Genomic DNA, 24,194 nt, shown 5'->3' with positions numbered 1-24,194 from the left:
TGGGAGGCTAGCTTTGGCTCTTCCTAGTGAACGTGAATCTATTACGCTTAAACGATAGAAGCACCGTTCTCATCACTTGCCAATGCTGGCATGATGGGAGGGGTGCTTCTGTTGAAAGAACCAAGCTGTGTTAACCAAGCTTCATGCGCATCCTGACCGTTGATATCGGCAACACTGCCAGCAAGTACGGGTGCTTTGAAAACGGCGTACTACACGAAACGGCGGCGGTGCAAACCGTCGAACAGCTCCTGCACATTGCGGAGCGGCTACAGCCTAGGCACGCCATCGTATCGTCGGTAGTGGAGCCAACGACGGCCTGGGCCACGGAGCTGCAACGTGTAGTGCCGGGGCAGGTGCTGGAGTTTTTGCCGGCTACTACGCCGCTGCCCATTCGCAATGCTTACGGTACCCCGCAGACCCTAGGTGCTGATCGGCTGGCGGCCGCTGTGGGTGCGGCCTGGCTTCGGCCGAACGCCGATACCCTCATTCTGGATGTCGGCACGGCTATCAAGTGTGACTGGGTGGAAGGCAGCCATACGTTCTGGGGCGGTAGTATTGCGCCGGGTTTGCGGCTGCGTTTTCAGGCCTTGCATACGTTTACAGAGCGCTTGCCGTTGATTGAGATGCCCGCCGACCTAGGTGCTCCGGTGCCGCTCACCGGGGCCGATACGCAGGGCGCCATTCGAAGCGGTGTGCTGAACGGCGCCGTGGCCGAAGTCAATGGCCTGATAGACAGCTACCGCGCCCAACACCCAAACCTAGGTGTTATCCTGGCGGGCGGCGACGCTAACTTTTTTCAACCCCGGCTGAAAGGCCGTATCTTTGTCATCCCCGAACTCGTGCTGATCGGGCTTCACCGAATTTTGGTGCATAATGTGGAAGAATAAATTCGCCGGCCTGGTCGGTTTGACGCTTGTTGGCCTAGTGGCCGCACCACGCAGCCAGGGGCAGGGACTCGGCAACTCGCCTTATTCCCGCCTAGGATTAGGCGATGCGAACCCCAATACGGGCGGCGTCCGCCAGCTCGGTATGGGCGGCGTAGGTCTGGCTGCGCCAAACGGCGTTCATGTAAACGACCTGAACCCGGCGCTGATCTACTATACTAGCCGTACAACGTTTGAAATGGCACTTAATGGCCAGTTTCATACCGTTAGTAACCGCCTTGAATCGCAACGGGATGGAAGTGCTACCCTCGGCTACCTAGCTTTCTCCGTGCCCATTTCCAAGTGGTGGGCGGCTTCCGCTGGCTTACGGCCATATAGCGCCGTCGACTACAACTCCACTTCTACCGGCTCAGTTGCCGGCGACCCCACGGCCCAGACTCTGGAGCAAAACACGGGCACCGGCGGCCTAGCCGAAGCGCACATGTCGCACGCGTTCCGTCTGGCGAAAGGTCTCACGGTAGGCGGCACGGCTTCCTACGTGTTTGGCAGCATCGACCTAGCCTCTGGAGTGCTCCTGAATAAGGCGAGTGTGCAAACGCAGATCAATACCATCGAGCATGTGCATTACTCCGACTTCACATATCGGGTCGGAGCGCATTACCGGAATAAGCTTAACAGTAAAATCAACTACAACCTGGCGGGCGTTTATACCTTCCAGTCGCACCTGAATGGCTTCCGCAACACCTCCGTTGAGCGGCAGGATGCGGGCGTAATCACCAATACCACGCCGCAGGTTACCGACCAGCAGGGCGAAGCTGTCGTGCCCGCCTTGGCGCAGGCTGGTATCAGCCTAGATAACAACAAGAACTGGAGCATCAACGTGGATGTAGCGCAGCAGCAATGGTCGAAATTCCGATCTTTTGGCGTGGCGGGCGGTGCTACCACGGGCGTACCGTTGAACGACACCTGGCGAGCCGGCATCGGCGGTGAAATTGCGCCAGATCCTGGCTCCGTGGAGAGCTACTTCAAGCGCGTGAGCTACCGCGCCGGCATCAGTGTTGCTCAGATGCCTTACCGGCCCGATGGCAAGATGATGTATGACCGAGCGGTAAGCTGGGGCTTTTCCTTCCCTTTGCCCACAGCTACGGCACTGGATGCCACCACCATCAACCTAGGTTTCTCTTACGGTCAGCGCGGCAACACCGCCAAGAGCATCGAAAACCCCAGCGGCAACATCAAGGAAAACTACGTGAAGGCACAACTGGGCGTCACGCTGAACAACCGCTGGTTCCTCAAGCGCCGCATCGAATAACGCTACCTAGCTATGCTACGAAATGGAGGTCCGCTGGTAAGTGGTCTTATAGCATTGGTTGTCTTTGCGTTAGGAAGCTGTCAGAAGAAGGAGGAAGGCGTTGTAAAGAAAGTCGTGTACACGGGGCCGACGGTGGAAACCAACAACGTACTGACCTTAATCAGCGATTCTGCCAAGCTGCAAATCCGGCTTAAGTCGCCGCTGGAGCAGACCTTCGAAAACGGCAACCAGATTTACCCGAAAGGCATGGTCGTCACCTTCTATGGCGAAGGTGGGACGAAGGTAGTCAACACCTTAAGCGGCAAATACGGCAAGTTTGAGAAGGCCAAAAACCTTTACACCGTGCGCGGCGACGTGCGCGTGAGCAACGAGGAAAAGCAGCAGAAGATGAACAGCGAAGAGCTGTACTTCGACAAAACCAAAGCCCTCATCTACACCGATTCGGCCACCTTCGTGCGCGTCGAAACGCCCACAGAAGTGCTGACCGGCTACGGCCTCACGGCCAACCAGGATTTTTCCCGCTACCGCATTAAAAGGCCGACCGGCGTGTTTACGGTCGACCAACCGACGCCCGCGCCGGCTAAGTAACCTAGGTCCTATGCGTTTTGATCGATCCTTGCTGCGCACCATCCTGTTCTCACTAACGGTTGTCATGATGGTGATTGGCGTGTACCAAACAGTGTTGCAGGATGACCAGAACGCCGTCCGCGACAACTACTGGCTGTTCACGTTTGGTTTTAGCTTTTATCTAATTTATTGGTACCTAGGTCGTAAGGACCGGGAAGCTGCGCCACCTGCCGGCAAACCGGCTGCGCCAGCCGCACCAGCTAAGAAGAAAGCGGCGAAAAAGAAGAAGTAAGCGGCGCAACCTGATGCTTCTGCCAAGTGCGGGCATGAGGTTGTGAAAGGCAGCATTTCACTATTTCGCCATTTCACCTTAATTTGCAACTCTTTCTACTTTTCCATACTGCGCTTTTTTTCAAGTACATGGCTTTAATTAATACGATTCGGGAAAAATCGGGCTGGGCCGTTGGCGCTATCGTCATCGGACTGCTGCTCTTTATGGTGGGCGGCGACCTGATTGGCGGCCGCAACCGCCTGTTCAATCGCAACGAAACGGTGGTGGGCGAAATAGCCGGGGAGAAAGTAGAGCGGGCCGACTTTGAGAACACCCTGGAGCAGGCCAAGCAAAACTTTATTGCCCAGCAAGGCCGCCAGCCCGACGAGCAAACGATGGGTTATCTGCGCGAGCAGGCCTGGAACCAGACCATCTACCGCATTGCCTTTCAGAAGGAGTTCGACCGCTTGGGCCTAAAGGTTTCGGACGATGAGCTGACTGACATGGTGCAGGGCAAAAACATCAACCCGAGCATCCGGCAGGCCTTTACCGACCCCAAGACGGGCCAGTTCGACCGCGCTAAGGTGATTGAATACCTGCGCAACCTCGATAAGTTGCCGCCCCAGGCTCAGGATACTTGGCGTACGTTTGAAGCCAACCTCGTGCCCGAGCGCCTTGGCAACAAGTACAACAACCTGATCAAGATGTCAGCCTACGTGACGTCGGCGGAAGCTAAGCGCTTCAACGAAGATCAAAACACGCAAGCCAACATCCGCTACCTGTTCGTGCCGTACTTCTCCATTTCGGATTCGACGGTGAAGGTGAGCAACGACCAGCTGCAAGCCTACCTCGACGAGCACAAGAGCCGCTACAAAGTAGAGGAAGGCCGCAATGTTGAGTACGTGAGCATTCCGGTAGTGGCTTCCAAGGAAGACAGCGCCGCTATCCGCACGACGGTAGACCAGTTGGCCGAGCAGTTCCGTAGCGCCCCGAACGACTCGCTGTTTGTGAAGCTAAACTCCGATCAGCCCTACAATGGCGCTTTCGTAACGCCCGCCGATATGCCCGAAAAGCTCCGTGCTGAGCTGCCCCTGAAGACCGGCACCGTGTACGGTCCGTACGCTGAAAACGGTGTATATTCTATCTTCAAAGTGACGGGTGAGAAAGCCGGTGCGCAGCCTTCGGCCCGCGCCAGCCATATCCTTATCAAGCCGGAAGGCACGACGCCCGAAGCCAAAGCAGCCGCGAAAGCCAAGGCCCAGGACATTCTGAACAAGATCAAAGCGGGTGCTGACTTCGCTGCTATGGCGCGTCAGTACGGCACTGATGGCACTACCGCCACCGGCGGCGACCTAGGTTGGTTCACGCAAGGCCGCATGGTGCCGGAGTTCGAAAAAGCTGTGTTCGGTGCCAGCAAAGCCGGTCTGCTGCCAGCCCCGGTAGAAACGTCTTTCGGCTACCACATCATCAAAATCACGACGCCGAAGACTACGCAGACTTACCAGATTGCCGCCGTGCAGAAGGGCATTGTGCCTTCGGATGCTACGCGTGATGCCGCTTACCAGAAAGCGCAGGTATTGAAAGGCGAAGCAACTGACTTGGAGTCGTTCCGCAAGGCAGTAGCAAAAGACAAGACCCTGCAGAAGCAGGAAGCCAAAGGCCTCGGCCGTGGCGACCGGAACGTGAACAACCTGCAAAATGCCCGTTCGGTTGTGCGTTGGGCCTACGGCTTCAACCCCGATGGCAAGAGCACGAAAATAGGCGACGTGTCGCCGGTGTTCGACGACCTAGGTGACCAGTACGTAATTGCCGTATTGACCGGTGAGCGGAGCAAAGGCACCGCCGACGTAGCCAGCCTGAAGCCTGAGCTTTCGGCGGTAGTACGCAACGAAGCCAAGGCCAAGCAGATTATGAGCAAACTGAACGGCAAGTCGGGCTCGTTGGAGCAGATTGCCGCCGCTTATGGCTCCACAGCGCAGGTAAAAACAGCCGAGAACGTGGTGCTGACTTCCGGCGTGATTCCGGGCCTAGGCAACGAGCCGGCAGCTGTAGGCAAGGCCTTCGGTCTGAAGCCCGGCCAGAAGTCGGCTCCAATCCAGGGTGAGCAAGGCGTGCTGATTGTGGAGACGGTTAGCGTCAACAAGCCCACTGCTCCGGCCGATGTAAAAGCACTTCGTCAGCAGCTTACGGCACAGCGTTCGGCCCGTCTCGATGGCGCCATCTACGAAGCCGTGAAAGCCAAAGCCCAAATCAAAGACGAGCGGACAAAGTTCTTCTAAGCCGCACGCATCCTAGTCCAAGCAAAGGGCCGTACCTTAGGGTGCGGCCCTTTTTCGTTGTCGGTAGTTGAACCTAGGTTTTCAGCTCAAGGATTTTCTCGCCAGAGTGTAATGAAAGTGAGCAGCTGCGAGTTTAAATACCAGTATTTCCTTTTCGCATATGATTCGGTTGAACTCTTCGTCTAAACGATTGTGCGGGCTGCTGGCCCTAGGTCTGCTGCTCGCTGGAACACCCGTGCACGCTCAGGATGAGGAGAGTGGCGGCAACATTGCCCTGGCGAAGGAATATGCCCGGAAAGGCGAAAATGAAAAAGCCGCGTTCCTGTTTGGTCGGCTGCGCACCGATGAGCAAACGGCGCCCAACATCCTGCCCGATTACCTAGGTGCGCTTCAGGCGCTGCACCAGTATAAGAACGCCGAGAAGCTGGCCAAGAAGGCCATCCGCCAACGGCCGCAGGAACCTAGCTATGGCGTGGCGCTGGGCGGCGTGTACGCGGCCGCCGGCGACAAAACGGCCGCCACGAAGCAGTACGAGCGAGTCCTCAGCCAGCTCACCACGGAGCAGGTGATACCCGTAGCAAACGAGTTTGCGAAGCGCGACCAGCTCGACTGGACCGAAAAAACTTACCTGCGTGGTCGGGTGCTGGCCAAGAACGAGCGGGAATACGGTCCGCAACTCATTCAGCTGTACACCCAAACCCAGCAGACCGACAAGCTGCTGACAGAAACCCTGCGCCTCGTGCAGGATGATGCGCAGCAGCTGCCTTTCGTGCGCAACATGCTCCAGAATAGCTTGCACGAGGAAAAAGACTTCGACGCGTTGGAAAAGCAGCTGCTAGCCAACGTGCAGAAATACCCCGAGCAACAGGTATATAGCGAGCTACTGCTGTGGCTCCAGATGCAGCGCCACGACTTCACCGGCGCCTTGGTACAAGCCAAAGCGCTGGATCGTCGGAGCCGTGCGGAAGGCGGCCGGGTAATGGACCTAGCTTCTATCGCGCAGCGCAACAAGGACTACGAAAGTGCCATTGTCGGCTACGAATACGTGATTCGGGAGTATCGCACGGGGCCGTTCTACGGCATTGCGCGGCAGCGGCTGGTGCAGGCCCGCGAGGAGCAGGTGCGCAATACGTACCCCGTCGATCCGGCCAAAATCCGGAGCCTGATAGGGGAGTACCAGCAGGTGCTGACCGAGCTAGGTAAGACGCCCGAAACCGCGCCCGTGCTGCGCAACATGGCGACGCTCTACGCTTTCCAGCTTGATGAGAAGGACAAAGCCATTACGCTGTTGCAGGAGGTAATCAGTATGCCGCGGGCCAGCTCCGATGTGGTAGACGAAGCCAAGATTAACCTGGCCGATATCTACCTGTTGCGCGGGGAGCCGTGGGAGGCGACGCTGCTTTATTCGCAGGTAGAGAAGTCGCACAAGGATTCGCCGGTGGGCTACGAGGCCAAGCTGCGTAACGCACGCCTCAGCTACTTCGCCGGCGACTTCAAGCTAGCCCAGAGCCACCTCGACATTCTGAAGCTCGCCACGAGCCGCGAAATCGCCAATGATGCCATGCAGCTCTCGCTGTTCATCACCGATAACACGGCCATGGACACCGCCGGCATTGCCCTGCACGACTATGCCGCCGTGGAGCAGATGGTGTTTCAGAACAAGATGCCGCAGGCCATTCAGGGGCTTGACAATCTGTTGCAGAAGTACCCCGGCCACGCCCTCACCGACGACGCCTGGTACCTGAAAGCGCAGTTGCAGCGCCGCACCGGCGATTACCAAGGTGCCTTGAACACGCTTCAGCGCATCACGGCCAACCCGAAGTACGATGTGCTGAGCGATGATGCGCTCTTCCTCACAGCCAGCATCCTGGAAGAGAATGTGCAGGACCGCGAAAAGGCTAAGGAGGTGTACAACGAAGTGCTGGTGAAATACCCCGGCAGTATCTACACCGCCGAAGCCCGCAAGCGCTTCCGCAAGCTGCGCGGCGACGCCGTAAATCAGTAGGAACGCGCCACAGCGCGTTCATCGTTGAACAGCTAGGTTCTGTCAGATCATTCCTGAAAACTCCGGAAAGGTGGCCTTGGTTGTAAGTTTAGTGCTGTCTACTCGCCCGCGTGACTTGTGCCAATTACCCGTATGAAACCGAACTCCCTCACTGCCTTTTACGACGCGTGTGCCCCTACTGCTGAGTCCGCGGCTGGTGTCTTGCCGCCGCCGGATATGGAGCAAGGAGTGGGGCATTTTAACGTATTCCCATTGGCAGACCTCCGCGGAGCGCCCCCGATGACGTTTAACCGGCGGTCCTACCATAAGATTACGCTCTGCCGTGGGCGCAGCCAGGTGGAATATGCCGACCAGGCCCCGCACGTCGGCGCCAATACCTTATTTCTAGTGACGCCGCGCGTGCCCTACCGGTGGCTGCCGCTTACCGAAGCACCCGCAGGCTATTCTTGCCTCTTCGACGACGCGTTTTTGCTGCCCGCCCGCACCGGGGTAGTGCTGGCGGAGCTGCCGATTTTTCAGCCCGGGGCCTACCCGGTGTGGGAAGTGACCGAGGCCGACTGCGTGGCGCTCGAAGCTATTTTTCAGAAGATGGCACACGAGCTCGTGTCGGGCTACGCCTACAAGCACGACCTGCTGCGCACCTACCTCTGGGAGCTGATTCACCTGGTGCAGAAGCTACAGCCGGCCGCCGCTCGACTGGCTACGCACGGTGCCGCCGAACGCGTTGCCACCCAATTCACGGAGCTGCTGGAGCGGCAGTTTCCGCGCCAAAGCCCGCAACCGCCCCTGCGTCTGCGCACTGCCGCCGACTATGCCGACCAATTAGCGGTGCACGTCAACCACCTCAACCGCGTGCTGAAGGAAACGACGGGCCACACCACCACGGCCCTCATCAGTAGCCGCTTGATGCAGGAAGCTAAGCTCTTGCTGAAGCAAACCACCTGGAGCATTTCGGAAATTGCCGATAGCCTAGGTTTTGCCGATGTGGCCCACTTCTGTACCTTTTTCAAGCGCCACGCTGGCCAGACGCCGGGCGACTTCCGGCATTTGGCCGTGTTTGGCGTCTAACATGTTTGAATTGTAAAACAGATGGGTTGACTAGCGAAGTTTACTGCCCGACTATCACCTGGACCTTTGGGTGTACTTACTCGCCTCCTTATTCAAGGAGGTAAAACCCGCAGGCAACATGGCAAACAAGAAAATTGCGCTGGTCACCGGCGCCAACAAAGGCATCGGCTTCGAAATTGCGCGGGGACTGCTACAGGCGGGTTGCCGGGTGTACCTAGGTGCCCGCGAGGCCGCCAAAGGCCAGCAAGCTGTAGCGGAGCTAGCCGCCGAAGGCGACGTCCGATTCCTCGCAGTAGACCTAGCCAACCAAGCGACGCTCGACGCGGCGGCGGCTCATTTGCAGCGCGAGGAAGGCCGCCTCGACATTCTGGTGAACAATGCGGGCATCAATGTGGCCGGCGACGGCTCGCCCAGCAGTGCCGACGTGCGTAGCGTGGAACAAGCGCTCCAAACCAATTTCCTGAGCACGCTCGCCGTCACCCAAACGCTTTTACCGCTGGTGAAGCGGGCTGCGGCGGGGCGCATTGTCAACGTGTCTAGTCCGCTGGGCTCGCTCACCCTCAGTGGTCAGAACGACTGGGGCCTGCTGGGGTACTCCGCCTCGAAGGCCGCGCTGAACATGCTCACCGTGCAGCTAGCTTACGAACTCCGGGATACGGCCATCAAGGTAAACTCGGCCAACCCCGGCTACACGGCTACCGACCTAAACGGCTTTGCGGGCACGGACACCCCCGCGCAAGGAGCGGCGGAAGCCATCCGGTTGGCGTTGCTGCTCGCCGATGGCCCCACCGGCACGACTTCTTCTTCCGCTGGTCCGCTACCCTGGTAAGGAGTGCGCTACGCTTCGACCTAGGTGCGTTGCTTATTCTCGAATAGGGAAACTGCTGCGAAGAGCCTACCGCCCAAAGGGGAGTTTTAAACCAAGCTTTTAATCAGGACCAACGGCCATGCTCCGCCTCCGGACGCATGGCCGTTCTATTTACAGCAACTAAACTCCAGACCTAGCCTGGCATAACGTGCTGTGGCGCCTTCCTAGCCGAAGAACACGAACAGCAGCCCGATAAAGACAATAAACACCAGATACATCAGGCCATCGGTTAGAATGTATTGGCGGTACTGCGTGTAGAATTCGCGGAGCTTCTTCATGAAGACTGAATAAACGGCGGCGCCCAAAAGTACGCTTTTGGGGCCGGGCCGACAGACTGAGAATGGCCTAACGCCGTTTTCTTCTTACTTTTGAAGATAACGCCCCGATAGGTTCCCGCCCCGCATATGGAAAAACGATGGATTCGCAAGCCCGCGCCCGACCCGACGCAGGTCCGGCACCTAGCCGATGCGCTACGCATCAACGAAGCCATTATTTCGCTGCTTTGCCAGCGGACCGTATGCTCTTTCGACGAGGCCCGCACCTACTTCCGACCTAGCCTTACGGAGCTGCCCGACCCGATGCAGATGCGCGACATGGACCGCGCCGTTGGGCGCCTCGTGCGGGCCCTCCACAATGGCGAAAGAGTGCTCGTGTTTGGCGACTACGACGTGGATGGGACTACTTCCGTCGCGCTGGTGTACTCGTACCTGTGCCGGTTTTTCGGGCCTGAGCGCATCGATTACTACATCCCCGACCGCTACCAGGAAGGCTACGGCATCTCGGAAGCCGGCATCGAGTACGCCGTTGAGCAGGATTTCAAGCTGATTATTGCGCTCGACTGCGGCGTGAAGGCCGTGGAGAAAATCGTGTACGCGAACGAGCGGGGCGTCGATTTTATCATCTGCGACCACCACTTGCCCGGCGAGGAAATACCGGCCGCCGTAGCCGTACTCGACCCCAAGCGTGCCGATTGCCCGTACCCGGATAAGAACCTTTCCGGCTGCGGGGTAGGCTTCAAGCTGATGCAGGCCTTCGCCCAGAGCCAGGGCTTCGATGAGGAGCCGCTTTACGATCTGCTGGATCTGCTGGTCGTGAGCATTGCGGCCGATATTGTGCCCATTTCGGGCGAAAACCGCATCCTGGCTTATCACGGCCTGCGCCTGCTCAATGACCAAAACCGGCCCATGCGCCCCGGCTTGGATGCCCTGCGTGAGCTAGCCGGCCTGCATAATGGCACGTTGAATATCAGCAGTTTAGTGTTTGGCTTTGCGCCGCGCATCAACGCTGCGGGCCGGATGGGCGACGCCAAGCGCTCGGTGGCAATGCTGCTAGCGGCCACCAAGGAAGATGCTATTCAAAAAGCCGGCGTAGTTGATAAAACCAACACCGAGCGGCGCGGCTTCGACACGAGTATCACGAAGGAAGCGCTGCAAATGATTGAAGACAGCATCGCGCTCCAGAATGCCAGCACCACGGTGCTCTTCAAGCAGGATTGGCACAAGGGCGTAGTCGGCATCGTGGCTTCGCGCTGCATCGATAAGTACTACCGCCCGACCATCATCCTGACGGAGAGCAACGGCAAAGCCACCGGTTCGGCCCGTTCGGTTATTGGCTTTGATGTGCACGAGGCCATCGGCGAATGCGCCGACCTGCTCGACCAGTATGGCGGCCACATGTACGCCGCCGGCCTGACGATGCCCGTGGAAAACGTGCCCGCTTTTCAGGAGCGCTTTGAGCGCATCGTAGCGGGCCGGATTCGCCCCGAGCAGCTTATTCCACCCATCGAAATTGATGGAGTGCTGAACCTCAACGAGATAACCAGCAGCTTTTACCGGTTACTCTGCCAGATGGAGCCGTTCGGGCCGGGCAATCCCAATCCGGTGTTCGAGTCGGAGTCGGTGTACGCAGTGCCGGATTCGGCGCGCGTCGTTGGCAATTCGCATTTGAAGCTGGTGGTTACGCAAGACGGCCATCACACCGTGGACGCCATCGGCTTTGGCCTGGCTGATTACTACGAGCCGATTGCCAAAGGCTACCCGTTCAGCATGTGCTACACGGTGGATCTGAACGAGTACCGCGGCGTGAAATCCTTGCAGCTGCGGCTGAAGGACATTCGCCTGTAGGAACGCGCCACGGCGCGTTCGGCATCCGCGCCGTTCGGGCGTTTTTGCTCGGCATTCCTATTGCTGTTCTAACGTGTTCTAACAACATCGTTCAACGACGAACGCGCCACGGCGCGTTCCTACAAAAAGGCCTAGGTTCCGCACGGGGAACCTAGGCCTTTGTTTTTTAATCAGTTGAGCTTACAGCGTCGCTACCAGATCCTGGTCATAATCATCCAGATCCAGCGGCGTGATGAGGTCTTCGCCCATCAGGTGGCGCAGGGTGTTGTGCAGCGTGATGAGCTGCTTGAAGATATCATGCTCAATGCGTGAGTCAGCGGCAATCTGCGGCGACTTGAAGTAGAACGACAGCCATTCCTGCACGCCCGACATGCCGGCGCGCTTGGCCAGGTCGCTGAACAAAGCTAGGTCGAGCACCAGGGGCGCGGCCAAGATGGAGTCGCGGCACAGGAAGTTTACCTTGATCTGCATCTGGTAGCCGAGCCAGCCGAAGATGTCGATGTTGTCCCAGCTTTCTTTGTTGTCGCCGGCGGGCGGGTAGTAGTTGATACGCACTTTGTGGTACATATCGCCATACAGCTCGGGATTGACGTCGGGCTGTAGGATATCTTCCAGCACGCTCAGCTTCGAGACTTCCTTAGTCTTGAAGTTATCGGGGTGGTCGAGTACGTAGCCGTCGCGGTTGCCGAGGATATTCGACGAAAACCAGCCTTTGATGCCCAGGGAACGGATTTGCAGACCTGGCGCCAGGATGGTTTTCATCAGCGTTTGACCCGTCTTGAAATCTTTGCCGCCGATGGGCGTGCCGGTTTGGCGAGCTAGCTCAATCAGAGCCGGAATGTCGCAGGTCAGGTTGGGGGCTCCGTTCATGAAGGGTACACCTAGCTTGATGGCGGCGTAGGCGTAGATCATGGAAGGCGCAATGGCGGGGTCGTTGTTCTGCAAGCCTGCCTCGAAACTCTCGATGGTTTCGTGCACGGCCGAAGGTTCCAGGTAGCGCTCTGTGGAGCCGCACCACACGATAACTACGCGGGAGCAGTCGTTGGCCTCCTTGAAGTTTTCGATGTCATCCATCACTGCCTTGGCCAGGTCGGCTTTGGTGTCGGCTTGCTTCACATGCTCGCCTTCTAGGTTCTGGATGTACGATTGGTCGAACACGGCTTTCATCGGCGTAATGGCTTCCAGCTCATCGCGCACGGCGTGCAACAGCATGGGTTCCAACACCCTAGCCTTCAAGGCCGCTTCAAACACATTGTCGTTGAACACGTCCCAACCGCCAAAAACAATGTCATTCAGGTCGGCCAGCGGCACAAAATCCTTAATTTTGGGGTAGCGGTCTTCCGTGCGCTTGCCCAGCCGGATGTTGCCCATCTGCGTGAGCGAGCCGACGGGTTGGGCTAGGTTTTTCTTCACGGTGGCCACGCCTGCGATGAGCGTAGTCGCTACCGCGCCCAGACCAGGAATGAGGATGCCGAGCTTGCCTTCTGCTTTGCCAATAGAATTCTGCATGTGAATGGTTTTCGAGGGTAGTGGGAGTAGCGTGTAGTGGGGTGGTGAAGCCGGTTCAAAACAGTGGGCTTCAGCCGGAAAAATCAGTGTAAAAAAGAGCCGCAAAGCAGTGCCTCACGCAGCTAAGTAGAAGAAGCTACTTAGCTTAAAAACGCCTGCTTAAGCTATGAAGCTAAGGAACCATTCTGGAAAGAACAACAACTGCATAAGCTAGCTCAACAGTAGCTTTTCACCAGCAGGTACAAAGCTTTAGGGATTAAGTGAAAACGGAAGAACCTAGGGTTAGGTTGGGCTTTAGAAGCTACTTAGCTGCTTCTCGTTGATTATTAAATCTTTATCTCGCCCGTGTGGTTGAGCAGCAGCAGCCGGGCCGTTTCGTCGTAAAGCTCCAGCACACTCACCGAGGCTGCACTGATTTCCAGGCGTTGAAACATATCCAGGTGAATGCCGGCGTAGTAGGCCACGGCAGCCTTGATCAAATCGGCGTGGCTGACGACGGCCACGGTTTGGTTTGGATGTTGGGCACCTAGCTTTTCAAGGCCTCTCACGATGCGCGCCTGCGCATCCAGCATCAGTTCGCCGCCGGGGATGCGCGTGTTGCTGCGGAAGGTGTTGAAACGCTGAAACACGGGGTCGTTTTCCAGCTCCTTGAAGCTGCAATTCGTCCACTGGCCGAAGTCCATTTCCAGCACCTCTTCGCAGATGATAGTTTCGAGACCTAGGGCTTTGGAAATCGGTTCAGCGGTTTGCATGGCGCGTTCTAGTGGGCTGCTATAGAGGGCATTGACGGGCAAGCTAGCGAGCCGCTGGGCTAGGTATTGCGCCTGTGTCCGCCCTTCTTCGTTCAACGACACGCCCGGCGTGCGGCCAGAAAGTCGTTTGCCAACGGAGTCAGTAGTAGCGTGGCGGATCAGGAGGAATCGGGTCATGAGATTGTGAGAATGTAGCGCGAACTCTCGGAAGAATGTAGCGCGAAGCTCCCGCTTCGCGCACCGTTGAACGATTGATTTAGCGGCAACCTAGGTAAAAATCGTTCAACAATGCGCGAAGCGGGAGCTTGGCTAACGCCTTCCTACAGTTCGCGCTACATTCGTTGGATAGGCTTTCAACAACACCTATCTTGCTCGAATGGGCTAGTAAGCAAGAGCTGGCTACCAACGCTACCTGCCTGCAACGCGTACGAACGGCAGCAAGTCGTTATCTGACCAAAACCTAGGTTTTGCCTTTCCCCAACCTATCCTAACCAACCATATCTTGGCGCATTCGAAGAAGACCGCTCTAAAAATTGGCGTTTTAACCTTTCACCGCTGTATCAACTACGGCAGCTACTGGCAGGCGAAGTGTCTGGTAGAAGGGCTGCAAGCCCGCGGCCACCAAGCCGTTATCCTCGACCACGATTCGGACCGCGTTAATCAGGCCGAATGGACCTGCGCCTTTCAGCCGGTGCTGCCCACGGCCGTACCAAAATCCGATTACCCGCTTTACCGCGAGAAGATTCTGAAGTTCTTCGAGCTGTTTAAGACGCTGCCGATGTCCCCACGCTTTTCGCTGGACAACCCCGCCGAAATGGAAGAGTACGACTTGGTCGTGGTGGGCAGCGACGAAGTGTGGAACCTCACGCACCCGTGGTTTGGCCGCTGCCCGCTGTTCTACGGCGAAGGTATCCGGGCGCAACGCCTGATTTCGTACGCCGCTAGCTTCGGCAACTACGATGCGACCTGGGGCCTGGAACCCGACTGGGCCGAGAAGCTGCGGAACTTCGATATGATTTCGGTGCGCGATGCTAACTCGCAGGCTATCATCAACAATGCCCTAGGTTTCGTGCCGGAAATGGTGCTCGACCCCTGCCTTCAGTTCCCGATAACGCCCGACCCGCGCGACAACGACGCGAAGCTAGGTAAGTCCTACGTGGCCGTGTACGGGCATAATTTCACGGAGTCCTTTATCCGCGAAATTCGCCAGTGGGCCAAGCGCAAGCAGCTGCCGCTCATCAGCATCGGCTACCGCAATGATTGGGCTGATGAACAGTGGCTGACCGCAGACCCGCACGACTTTGCGCAGTTTATGGCACGCGCCGAGGCCGTAGCCACCAACTTCTTCCACGGCTGCGTGTTTGCCCTGCGCAATGCGCGGCCCTTCGTGTGCGAAACTACTCCTTACCGGCAGTTCAAGCTCCAGGGCTTAATGGCGAAAATCGGCGGCGAGAAGCACCTGCTGCCCGAAAGCACGCCCTCGGAAGTGTACGACGCCCGTCTGAGCGAACCGGTGAACCCTGAGATTTTGCAAAAGATTGAAGCCCTGCGGCAAACGTCCAACGCCTACCTCGACCGGGCGCTGAAGCTTAAAGAACTACAACCCGCATGAAGGAGCTACTAAGTCCGAAGGACATTGTCCGCTCCGGGTTGTGCATTGGGTGCGGAAGCTGCGTGGCGCAAGCTAGGTTGGCCGACACACACATGGAGTTCGATGCCTATGGGCAGCTCAAACCCGAAGGCTCGTCGTCGTGGTTTCACCATGATTCCGAGAGCTTTACCCGCACCTGCCCGTTCTCGCCCGGTGCCCGCAACGAAGATCAGCTAGCCGCCGAGCTATTCCCGGCGCCCACCCACCGCGACGCGGCCCTCGGTAGCTTCCAGTCGGCCTACGTGGGCTACGTGGCCGAAGAGGAGTTCCGTATGCAGGGCAGCTCGGGCGGCATGGTGACCTGGGTGGCGATGGAGTTGCTGCGCAAAGGGCTGATCGACGGCGTAGCGCACGTGGTAGCTACCAAAGACCCGCAAGCCGACGGCCGCTATTTTCGCTACCGCATCTCGCGCACCGAAGCCGAAATCAACGAGGGCGCCAAGTCGCGGTACTACCCGATAGAAATGTCCGAAATCCTGAGCACCATTCGGGAGGTGCCGGGACGCTACGCGGTGGTCGGTATTCCGTGCTTCATCAAGGCGGTGCAGCTGCTGCGCCAGGAAGATCCAATCATCCGGGAGCGGATTCAGTTTACCCTAGGCCTGTTTTGCGGGCACATGAAAAGCGCCCGCTTTGTGGAGAGCTTTGCCTGGCAGCTGAACGTGCCGATCAAGGAAGTGGAGCGCGTGGAGTACCGCCAAAAGCTTCCCGACCGCCCCGCCAACTGGTACAACGCCAAGCTTACTCTGCGCGACGGCAGCAGCGCCAACCGCGACTGGTGGAACCTGGCCGACGGCGACTGGGGAGCGGGCTTCTACATGAATAACGCCTGCAACTTCTGCGACGACGTAGTGGCCGAAACCTCCGACATTTCCTTCGGTGATGCCTGGGTTGAGCCGTATTCCTCCGATGGACGCGGTACCAACGTGGTGGTCGTTCGCTCACCTTTGGTGGAGCAATTGGTAGAAAGCGCTATCCAGGCAGGTCGCCTGAATCTCGAAACGGTTGATGCTAAGTTCGTTGAGCAGACGCAAGCCGCCGGTTTTCGCCAGCGCCGCGAAGGCCTAGCCTATCGGCTGACGTGGCGCAAGCGTGGCGTGCGTCCCCGCAAGCGCGTGGCTCCCGATTCGAAAACGCAGACGAAGCAGCGCAAGCTGATTTACCGCATGCGCAACTTCATCACGCAGGGGAGCCATAGAGTTTTCCGTCTTGCGCGCGCGCTCAGAAGTCCGCAGCTGTACCTAGGTTGGGCGCGCATGGTGCTATCTATTTACCACGGCTTAGCCTATCATCAAGGCAACTTTAGCGAGATGCGGAAGCGGTTTGATGGCTTGAGAAAGGCCTAAGAGGACTTGTAAAAGAACGTCATTCCTCCTGCCGTCGGAATGACGTTCTTTTTTAAGCGTTGCTGTGCTGCGTGTGTAGCTGTTTCAACTCACCCATCACCCGCTCCACAACACCTTCCCAATCACCTGCTTCCGCCTGCCGAAACAGGCGCATGGTCGGGTACCAGGGGCTGTCGTCGCGGTGCTGCATCCAGCGCCAATCGGCTTCGGCGTGCAGCAGGGTCCAGACGGGTACGCCGAGCGCGCCAGCCAGGTGCGCGGGCATGGAATCGACGGTAATCAGTAGGTCGAGGCCGCGGATGACACGGGCGTATTCGTACAGGTTCAGCGCACCGGGATTGATGCCTATGCCTTCCTGCCAACCAGCTTGCTCGGCGTCGCCTTGTAGAATGTAGAGTTGTACGCCCAGAAGCGTGGCTAATGGCGCTAACAGCGGAAACGGGATAGAGCGGCGGCCGTCCCAGTCGCCGGCTTTCCATACTAAGCCAACGGCAAGCTGCTCTTTATCAGGCGACAAGAACCTAGGTTCGACGTGCAGATAGGGGATGGACCTAGGTATAGTTTCGAGCGTGGTGCGAAAAATATGCGGCAGCTCCATGATTTCCACATCCACATCGTAGGCCACCTCGGGCGTACCGTCGTGGAGCGGCAGTAGCTGGTCGATGCCCGGTGCGGTTTTAAGGAGCGGAATCAGCTCCCGTTGCGCCCACACAATTACCTCGGCTGCAACGGCTTTCAGCAGCGGCATGTAGCGGATAAACTGAATCGTGTCGCCGAGGCCGTGGTAGCAGCGCACCAGCACGCGCTTGCCATCCAGGGAGGTACCGTTCCAGATGTACTGGAAGTGCCGCGGCAGATGCCAGCACGGTTTGTCGGCGCGGGCTGCCAGGTCTTTGTCCGTCTTCTGCCACGCTTTCTCAAATTCGCCGCGCAGCATGTGGCGCATCCACAAGTCGGGCGCGTCTTCCGGAGTGTCGTGGCTCATAGAGTGTTGGTGCTATTCTATACGTTATCCGTCATGCTGAACTTGCCGAAGCATCTCGCGTGCAGTGGTAAACCCTATCAAGTAGAGTTACTGCTGCACGCGAGATGCTTCAACAAGGTCAGCATGACGTTCTTGCGAACAAATAATAGCTTATGCGTAGCGACGCATCATTTCCACGCAAAAATCAGCGAATTCCTCGATGTGCTGGGGCGGGCTGGTGTGGTGCGGCTGCACGCCTTTCGACTCGGGCGTGAAGCAGAACGTAGCTGTTACGTCGAACTCGTCCAGCTTCTTCATCACATGGTCGAACCACTTGTCGGCGTCAGGGCGGAGCCAGTCGGCCCAGCTCAGGCCGGTACGCAACTTCTTGACACCTAGCTTGCGCAGCCAGTTCACGGCGTCGTCGAGGCGGTGATCTTCGTAGTGAAACCACTGGCAGATGCCGAACTCCGGCGTGAAGTCGGAGAAGTGCTTGCAGGCTAGCTTGGGCGAACCATCCTCGCGCAGCAGACCCATGTGAAAGTGCCGGTAATACGACGAGCCTTCGGCCTCACGGTGGCGCGTGGTGGCTTCCCAGGTGCGTGGCAAGTCGTAGAGGCTGTACCAGAACAGGCGCTCGACGCGGCCCATCAGCAGCTCCGCCGTTTTTTGCAGGCCGAACTCCTGCACTTCCTCGGCGCCGAAGCTCGAGGCGCCCACTTCCGTCACCCAGATAGGCAGGTTAGTAGCGGTTTTTATCTCCTCAATCTTATCCGGCCACTCATGAATCGACCACAAATTCCAGTCGAGGGGGAAGCCGTGGACGGCAATGGCGTTCAAATCCTGAAGCGCACCGTAGCCTTCTAAACGCTTGATAAACGTAGGGTCGATAGGCGAAATACCGCCCAAAACGCGTAAAATATGCGGCTTTTCAGCCTTCACGGCTTGCGCCGCCAGCTTCACCATCTCGCCGAACGTTCGCCATTCCGGATCAATCTCAAAAGCCCAGTGTGATTTGTTGTTTGGTTCGTTCCAGAATTTAACTGCTTCAATCATGTTTTGGAGTGTGGCGTAATTAAGGTTAGGTCGGCGCCAAGTTAGGGAGCGGCAGGCATTATACGGGCGCCGCGAAAGATGGCTAACCTAGGTGCGCCGAAGTAGGGGCTTGGCTAACAGATTGTCGTTCCGAGCCGCGCGAGGAATCTGAGTTTACGAACCTAGGTCATCAACCAGGTTCCTCGTGCGGCTCGGAATGACACCTTACGGCTTCGCCAAGCGGTTGGGCAGCAGGTAGCTTTTGCCGCTCCACCACACGTAGTTCCTGGCGGCGTAGGTGCCGCTGGCGCGCGAAGTTGGAATGGAGAGAATCAGATTGCTAGGGGTTTGATAACTCTGTAGCCGCAGCCATGTGAGTTCCCCATTGTGCCGCCGCTCCTGAAGCGTCACTTTTCCATCTTCCAGGTAAGCGGTGTAGAGTTCGGTACGCGTGCCGTCGAAGCGATAGATCAGCTTGTGCTTCCAGGCTAGTTTCGAGCTGCCTTTGGTTTTGGCGCCTGGCAGGTAGTACCCTTTCGCTAAGATGCGGTAAGCGCCATTCCGGGGCGCTTTTGTCGGCCGCTGTACACTTTGCTGCTCAATCTGCTGGCGTACAAGGCTAGCTTGTCGGAACAATGAATCGCGGGCAGTAGTGGCCACGGCCGCACTATAGGCAGGATTATCGGTGCCGGTAGTTGTGGTTTGGGCTGAGAGGGTTAGGGGAAGTACTAATAGGGCGCTGGGGAGCAATAGCTGCTTCAACAACATAAATAAAGCTAGGCTGATGAGGTGAAAGAACAGCTTAAATGTAGTGCTGCGCTCGACAATACCTCATCAGCCTACCCTTTACTTAATACAAGAAAAACGAATTTCCACGCTACGGCTTACCGCCTCGCCTGCATCCGTTCGCGCCACGCATCGAGGCTCCACTCGCCCGCGCCGGCTACGGCCAGAAAGAGGAAGAGAAAGCAGTAGAGAACAGCCGGTTCGCCTTGGTTCAGGATCGGGAGCGGACCTTGTGGCGCGTGGGCCATAAAGTAAGCCACTGCCATCAGGCCTGATAGAATAAAAGATACCGGTCGCGTAAAAAGGCCGAAGATCAGCAGCAAGCCGCCGCCAAATTCGAGCACACCTGCCAGCCCCATCAGCGAAAACAGCTCCACTGGGCCGTGGCCGCCGGCCGGGAAGTTGAACAGCTTTTGCATGCCGTGCTGCATGAACAGAAAACCCGCTACAATGCGCAAAACACTGAGCATCCGGGAAGACCAGAGGTTGAGAGCAGGAGATGTAGTAGTCATAAGGAGAAAGCTAGGTGAACTCGCGTTTTAACGTAGCTCCTGCCTCAACGTTTCCCGCTTTGCCTGTATAAGGCAAGTAGGCGCGGTGCTACAGCGGCCGTTGCCGGAAGGAAAGAACCTTTTGCCTTACGGGCGGCAACACAATAATCAGCAGCAGCAACAACACGATGCCCACGCTCACCATGCCGTAGTAGCTCATGGAGTAGCGTAGCTGGCTCTGAACTTCGAGCGAGTTTTCCAGCAGGCGCGTGGCCACGCGTTGGGCTGAACCTAGGTCCATGCCTTTGCTGTGCAGGTTTTGCTGATAGCTCTGCAAGCGTGTGGTAAGTTGGCTGGTGCCCGGCAGCACTTCCTGGGCCAAGCGGTTGATGTTCTCGGTGCGCCAGTACAATTGAAAGAAGTTGACCAGGGCAATGGAGCTGATAAACCCAAGGTAGCGTGCCGTAACGGCCGTGTAGGAACCCGAAAGGCTAATAGCTGGCGGCAACGACGACAGCGTGAACACCGTGATGGGCACCATCAGCGTGCCGACGCCCAGCCCTTGCAGAAACAGCGGCGCTACAAAAACTCCCGGCCCTTGTGACGGCCCAAACAGGAAGTACATCCACACATGATACACCAGCAACAACGTGAAGCCCACGAGCCAAATGCCACGCACAGAGTAGTTGAGCAGCACAAACCGCACAGTCAGGGCCATTCCGATACCAATACCTAGCAACGTAGGCACCTGAAGGGCCGCTAGGTGCCAACCATCCATGCGCAACACGCCGGCAAAGTAAGCGGTGGCAATGCCCGTCGTGCCGCGAAAAAGGTAGAAGAGCAGGAATAGCAGCAGTCCGAGCCGGAAGTTGCGGAAACGCAGCACACCTAGGTTGATGTACGGCCGCTTCAGGTGCAACTGCCGCACCACGAAGAGCGCTCCGAACACTAGCGCCAATACCAATGACAACCGTATCGAATTGTCTTCCAGCCAGTACAGCTTTTGCCCGTACGATACCAAGTAGCCCAACGAGAGCAGCGTAACGGCAAAGAACAAAAAGCTAGGCCACTCCAGCTGATAAAGCGGAATGCGCTTCTTCAGCCGCACATTGTTCAGAATCAGGATTAGCAGCAGTGCGCCAGGCAACTGAATCAGGATATAGATCTGGTATAGCGTGGGGAAGGTGAAATACTCCAACACCGGACCCGCAATGGCCGTGCTCACGGGACCCGCCGTAAGCAGGGCGCCGTAGAAAACCGTGTAGCCCATAGCGCGCGCCCGCGAAGTATCGAGGCGTGAGAAAATGAGGGTAAGACAAGGGCTTCCTACCGTAGCGCCAATCACGCCCTGCACGAAGCGCAGAAACAGGAAAATGGGCAGCTCGTGCACCAGCGAGCAAAGCCACGTTACGAACACCAGCAGCGAAACGCTCAGGATGAAATACTGGCGCGAAAGCAAGTAGCTAGACAGCCGCGGGTCGAACGGGAAAAACGATACCAATCCCGCGTAGTAAGCTAGGATGGAAAACTGCACGTCGGCTGGCTCAATGCCGTAGTAGCCCGCCGCGTAGCTAGAGTAGCTAGCATACAAACCCAGCGGCGCGAAGGAAGGCAGCAGGGCCATAAAGAGCACCACCCGCACAAACCACTCGGGGGCCCACTTCTTAAAAATAGGTTCGGATTGTTCCATAGTAGCGACTGAATGAGTCGTTGACTTCGTGAGCTGAGAAACTGGTATTCTGCTGGGAGAATGGAAGAAACTCACCAGCTCACTAACTCGCCGAATCACTTCTCCACGGTCACGAGGGCGTTCATACCGGCGGCTAGCTGCACCGTTCTTTCGGACTTGTCGGTGAGCTGAATGCGCACGGGAATGCGTTGCGTCACCTTGATGAAGTTGCCCGTGGCATTGTCGGGCGGCAGCAGCGAAAAGCGGGCGCCCGTAGCCGGCGACAACGACTCAATACGGCCGTTGAACACTTGGTCCGGGTACGCGTCGGTCTTGATCTTCACGGGTTGGCCCACGTGCATGTTGCGCAACTGCGTTTCCTTGAAGTTGGCCGTCACCCACTTACCCGCGTCCTCGTTTACGATGTAAGCAAGGGGTTGGCCCGCCTGAATGAGCTGACCTTCCTGAATGGTTTGCCGGCCCATCTTACCGTCGTAAGGCGCCGTGATGATGGTGTAGGAGAGGTCTAGTTGGGCCTTCTGCAACGCCACCTGGCGGCGCTTCAGCTCGGCTAGCAGCACCGGCCGCTGGGCACGCACCTCACCCACCCGCGACAAAGAAGTGGCGTAGTTCCCTTTTAAAGCTTGGTAGTCGGAGCGGGCCACTTGCAAGGCCGTTTCCACGCGCTCAAATTGTTGCCGCGTCACGGCCTCGTCGGCCAGCAGCTGGCGGTAGCGGTTGTATTCCTTCTGCTGCTCTTCCAGACGGGCGCGGGCGGCCCCGATCTGCGCCTGGCTAGCTTGTGAAGTGCGCTGCGAGGTTTGCACGTTGCTGCCAAGCACTTCTAGCTGAGCTTGGGTGTTGGCCAGAGATGCTTCGGCCTCCGCCACGGGTAGCACGTAGTCGCGGTCGTCGAGAACAACGAGCGTATCACCGGCCTTCACAGCTTGGTTTTCCTTGTACTTGATTTTACGAATGTAGCCTGTCACTTTGCTGTTGATGGGGTTGATGTACTCCTCCACCTGCGCGTCGTTCGTTTCTTCGTACTGAAACAAGCGCCAGCCGATAACGCCGGCCCACACGAGCAGCGCCACAAACAGCAAACCCGCCAGCCACGTCGTGATGCGGGCAATGATGCGGTCGGCCCGCTTGCTGGAATTCTCAATCTTCGTTGCCATGCTGACTTATAGAGTGCCCAGGGCTTTTTGTAGTTGATAGTATTGGGTAGCCGCTTGTGCCTGCGCCGATACCAAGTCGAAGCGCGACTGAAGTAGCTGGTTATCTGCGTCGAGTAGGTCGGTGAGCAGGGCGAGCTGGTTGAAGTAGGTGCTGTTCACGATGCGGTAATTCTCCGACGCTTGCTGAATGTTCTGCTCCGCCACCCGAATGCGCTCTAGCGTTTCTTGGAAGTGCACGTAGGCCGTTTTTACCTCTTCGCGCTTTTGGTCCAGCACATGCTCTTCGGCTAGCTTTTGGCGCTCCAATCCTAGCTCGGCAGCCCTTTCGGCGTGTCGGTCGTAGTAGCGCCCCGTGATGTTGTACGACACCCGCACGCCTACTTCACCGAAGCTATACACCTGGGGCACAAAGGGGAAAGTCAGGCGGTTGGGAAAGTTGTAGCTGTAGCCCGCAAACATGCCCACCTGCGGGCGACGAATTACCTCGGTGCTTTCTAGTCGCAGTTGGCTGAGGCGCGTCTGTAAGCCCGCCACGCGCAGTTCGGGCGCCTGGCCTTGCGCTTGGCGTAGGTAATCTTCGTAGCTGCCAGTGAGCATAGCGGTGGCCGGCAGAATCTCTTCAGCGGGCACATTGAGCTGATCTTCCGGCACACCCATTAGGATGTTAAGGCGCTGGTTGGCCAGGATAATATTATTGTTGATTTCGGTGAGCAGCAGCTGTTGCCGCGAAGTTTGAAGCTCGGCCCGCAGCACGTCGCTGCGCAGCACCACGCCATTCTTATACAGCGACTGAATCTGGCGCAGGCGTCGCTCCGACTCCTTGATGTTGCTTTCCGTGAGGCCCCGGTACACGGTGTTACGCTTCAGATCGAGGTACACCTGCGCCACGCGCACCCGAATGTCGGCGCGCGTTAGGTTGAGGCGCTGCCCTTCCAGCTCGGCGTTCACGGCTTGGGTCTCAATCTGATTTTTGATGCGGCCGCCGGTGTACAGGTCCCACTCGGTGCTGAGGGCCGCGCTATACACGTGCGGGCTAGGGGGTACCGCCACCGACTCTGGGTTCTTAAGCCATTTCTTGGGCTCGTAGCCGTACAGGGCACCTAGGTAGGTGTATTCGCCGCGGGTGACTACGCGAGGCAGCCGCTCCGTCTGGCGGTCCTTTACAAGCTCTTGGCTAATAACGACTTGCTGGCGCTGTAGCTGAACCTCTTTGTTGTAGGTTTCGGCCTGTTGCCAAGCTTTATCTAGGGTAAGTACTAGTTGAGCTTGCGTATTTGGCTGCGCTTGAGCTTGGTAAGACGCTACTGTTAAGATAGTTATTGCCAAAATCCAGGCCCGACTTTGGTAGATCATTTCCATATTTTTTTATACGGAACAAAGGTAAATTGGCTTGGAGTGCGGCGCTTTTTCTAATTCGCCATAGATTTGCTGAAATC

Annotated in this window: 20 protein-coding genes; 11 read left to right on the top strand and 9 right to left on the bottom strand. The window is 57.5% G+C overall.

Features of this window, described 5'->3' with window-relative positions; all coding sequences use genetic code 11:
• Positions 1–143 precede the first annotated feature (143 nt).
• From IEX74_RS06075 to recJ, 9 genes are all read left to right on the top strand, one after another.
• Positions 144–887, top strand: a complete 744-nt coding sequence (locus IEX74_RS06075) for a type III pantothenate kinase (RefSeq protein ID WP_188812125.1) — start codon at positions 144–146, stop codon at positions 885–887.
• A complete protein-coding gene (gene bamG, locus IEX74_RS06070; protein WP_188812123.1) occupies positions 874–2,196 on the top strand; it encodes a BamG family beta-barrel-assembly machinery protein in 1,323 nt (440 codons plus the stop codon). The genes IEX74_RS06075 and bamG overlap by 14 nt, the downstream gene beginning before the upstream one ends.
• Before the next feature lie 12 nt (positions 2,197–2,208).
• On the top strand, positions 2,209–2,784 hold the full coding sequence (gene lptC, locus IEX74_RS06065) for an LPS export ABC transporter periplasmic protein LptC (RefSeq protein ID WP_188812121.1): 576 nt from the start codon (positions 2,209–2,211) through the stop codon (positions 2,782–2,784).
• A 10-nt stretch (positions 2,785–2,794) separates the two neighbouring features.
• Positions 2,795–3,055, top strand: a complete 261-nt coding sequence (locus tag IEX74_RS06060) for a hypothetical protein (protein WP_188812119.1) — start codon at positions 2,795–2,797, stop codon at positions 3,053–3,055.
• 128 nt (positions 3,056–3,183) lie between these two features.
• Positions 3,184–5,313, top strand: a complete 2,130-nt coding sequence (locus tag IEX74_RS06055) for a peptidylprolyl isomerase (protein WP_188812117.1) — start codon at positions 3,184–3,186, stop codon at positions 5,311–5,313.
• Between the two features lie 160 nt (positions 5,314–5,473).
• A complete protein-coding gene (locus tag IEX74_RS06050; protein WP_188812115.1) occupies positions 5,474–7,318 on the top strand; it encodes a tetratricopeptide repeat protein in 1,845 nt (614 codons plus the stop codon).
• Positions 7,319–7,450: 132 nt separating this feature from the next.
• The gene (locus tag IEX74_RS06045; RefSeq protein ID WP_188812113.1) at positions 7,451–8,386 is read left to right on the top strand and encodes a helix-turn-helix domain-containing protein; all 936 of its coding nucleotides are present in this window, start codon (positions 7,451–7,453) and stop codon (positions 8,384–8,386) included.
• Positions 8,387–8,504: 118 nt separating this feature from the next.
• Positions 8,505–9,215 carry an SDR family oxidoreductase gene (locus IEX74_RS06040; RefSeq protein ID WP_188812111.1) on the top strand — a complete coding sequence of 237 codons (711 nt, stop codon included), beginning with the start codon at positions 8,505–8,507 and terminating at the stop codon, positions 9,213–9,215.
• 443 nt (positions 9,216–9,658) lie between these two features.
• Entirely contained in the window at positions 9,659–11,377 is a 1,719-nt protein-coding gene (gene recJ / locus IEX74_RS06035; protein WP_188812109.1) for a single-stranded-DNA-specific exonuclease RecJ, read from the top strand.
• A gap of 180 nt (positions 11,378–11,557) precedes the next feature.
• Here recJ and IEX74_RS06030 read toward each other — a convergent pair whose 3' ends face one another.
• Together IEX74_RS06030 and IEX74_RS06025 are read right to left on the bottom strand one after the other, a co-directional pair.
• A complete protein-coding gene (locus IEX74_RS06030) occupies positions 11,558–12,886 on the bottom strand; it encodes an inositol-3-phosphate synthase (protein ID WP_188812107.1) in 1,329 nt (442 codons plus the stop codon).
• A gap of 326 nt (positions 12,887–13,212) precedes the next feature.
• The gene (locus IEX74_RS06025; protein ID WP_188812105.1) at positions 13,213–13,815 is read right to left on the bottom strand and encodes a histidine phosphatase family protein; all 603 of its coding nucleotides are present in this window, start codon (positions 13,813–13,815) and stop codon (positions 13,213–13,215) included.
• 325 nt (positions 13,816–14,140) lie between these two features.
• Here IEX74_RS06025 and IEX74_RS06020 point away from each other — a divergent pair, with 325 nt between their 5' ends.
• The gene (locus IEX74_RS06020) at positions 14,141–15,250 is read left to right on the top strand and encodes a polysaccharide pyruvyl transferase family protein (RefSeq protein ID WP_188812103.1); all 1,110 of its coding nucleotides are present in this window, start codon (positions 14,141–14,143) and stop codon (positions 15,248–15,250) included.
• Positions 15,247–16,635: a Coenzyme F420 hydrogenase/dehydrogenase, beta subunit C-terminal domain gene (locus IEX74_RS06015; protein WP_229755131.1), complete on the top strand. Its 1,389-nt coding sequence runs from the start codon at positions 15,247–15,249 to the stop codon at positions 16,633–16,635. The genes IEX74_RS06020 and IEX74_RS06015 overlap by 4 nt, the downstream gene beginning before the upstream one ends.
• A gap of 52 nt (positions 16,636–16,687) precedes the next feature.
• Here the strand turns inward: IEX74_RS06015 and IEX74_RS06010 are convergent, their stop codons facing one another.
• The 7 genes from IEX74_RS06010 to IEX74_RS05980 all read right to left on the bottom strand — a co-directional run bounded on the left by IEX74_RS06010 (position 16,688) and on the right by IEX74_RS05980 (position 24,117).
• On the bottom strand, positions 16,688–17,620 hold the full coding sequence (locus IEX74_RS06010) for a glycosyltransferase family 9 protein (RefSeq protein ID WP_188812101.1): 933 nt from the start codon (positions 17,618–17,620) through the stop codon (positions 16,688–16,690).
• A 150-nt stretch (positions 17,621–17,770) separates the two neighbouring features.
• The gene (locus IEX74_RS06005) at positions 17,771–18,655 is read right to left on the bottom strand and encodes a glycosyl hydrolase (protein ID WP_188812098.1); all 885 of its coding nucleotides are present in this window, start codon (positions 18,653–18,655) and stop codon (positions 17,771–17,773) included.
• Between the two features lie 204 nt (positions 18,656–18,859).
• Positions 18,860–19,402, bottom strand: a complete 543-nt coding sequence (locus IEX74_RS06000; protein WP_188812096.1) for a hypothetical protein — start codon at positions 19,400–19,402, stop codon at positions 18,860–18,862.
• Positions 19,403–19,518: 116 nt separating this feature from the next.
• Entirely contained in the window at positions 19,519–19,932 is a 414-nt protein-coding gene (locus tag IEX74_RS05995; protein ID WP_188812094.1) for a DoxX family protein, read from the bottom strand.
• An 88-nt stretch (positions 19,933–20,020) separates the two neighbouring features.
• The gene (locus IEX74_RS05990) at positions 20,021–21,601 is read right to left on the bottom strand and encodes an MFS transporter (RefSeq protein ID WP_188812092.1); all 1,581 of its coding nucleotides are present in this window, start codon (positions 21,599–21,601) and stop codon (positions 20,021–20,023) included.
• Positions 21,602–21,696: 95 nt separating this feature from the next.
• Positions 21,697–22,758, bottom strand: a complete 1,062-nt coding sequence (locus tag IEX74_RS05985) for an HlyD family secretion protein (RefSeq protein ID WP_188812090.1) — start codon at positions 22,756–22,758, stop codon at positions 21,697–21,699.
• A gap of 6 nt (positions 22,759–22,764) precedes the next feature.
• Positions 22,765–24,117 (bottom strand): TolC family protein, encoded by a 1,353-nt coding sequence (locus IEX74_RS05980; RefSeq protein WP_188812088.1) that lies wholly within the window; start codon positions 24,115–24,117, stop codon positions 22,765–22,767.
• Positions 24,118–24,194: the final 77 nt, after the last annotated feature.

This window comes from Hymenobacter cavernae, assembly GCF_014641455.1.
GTDB lineage: Bacteria > Bacteroidota > Bacteroidia > Cytophagales > Hymenobacteraceae > Hymenobacter > Hymenobacter cavernae.
This window is presented reverse-complemented; position numbering and strand designations above follow the sequence as displayed.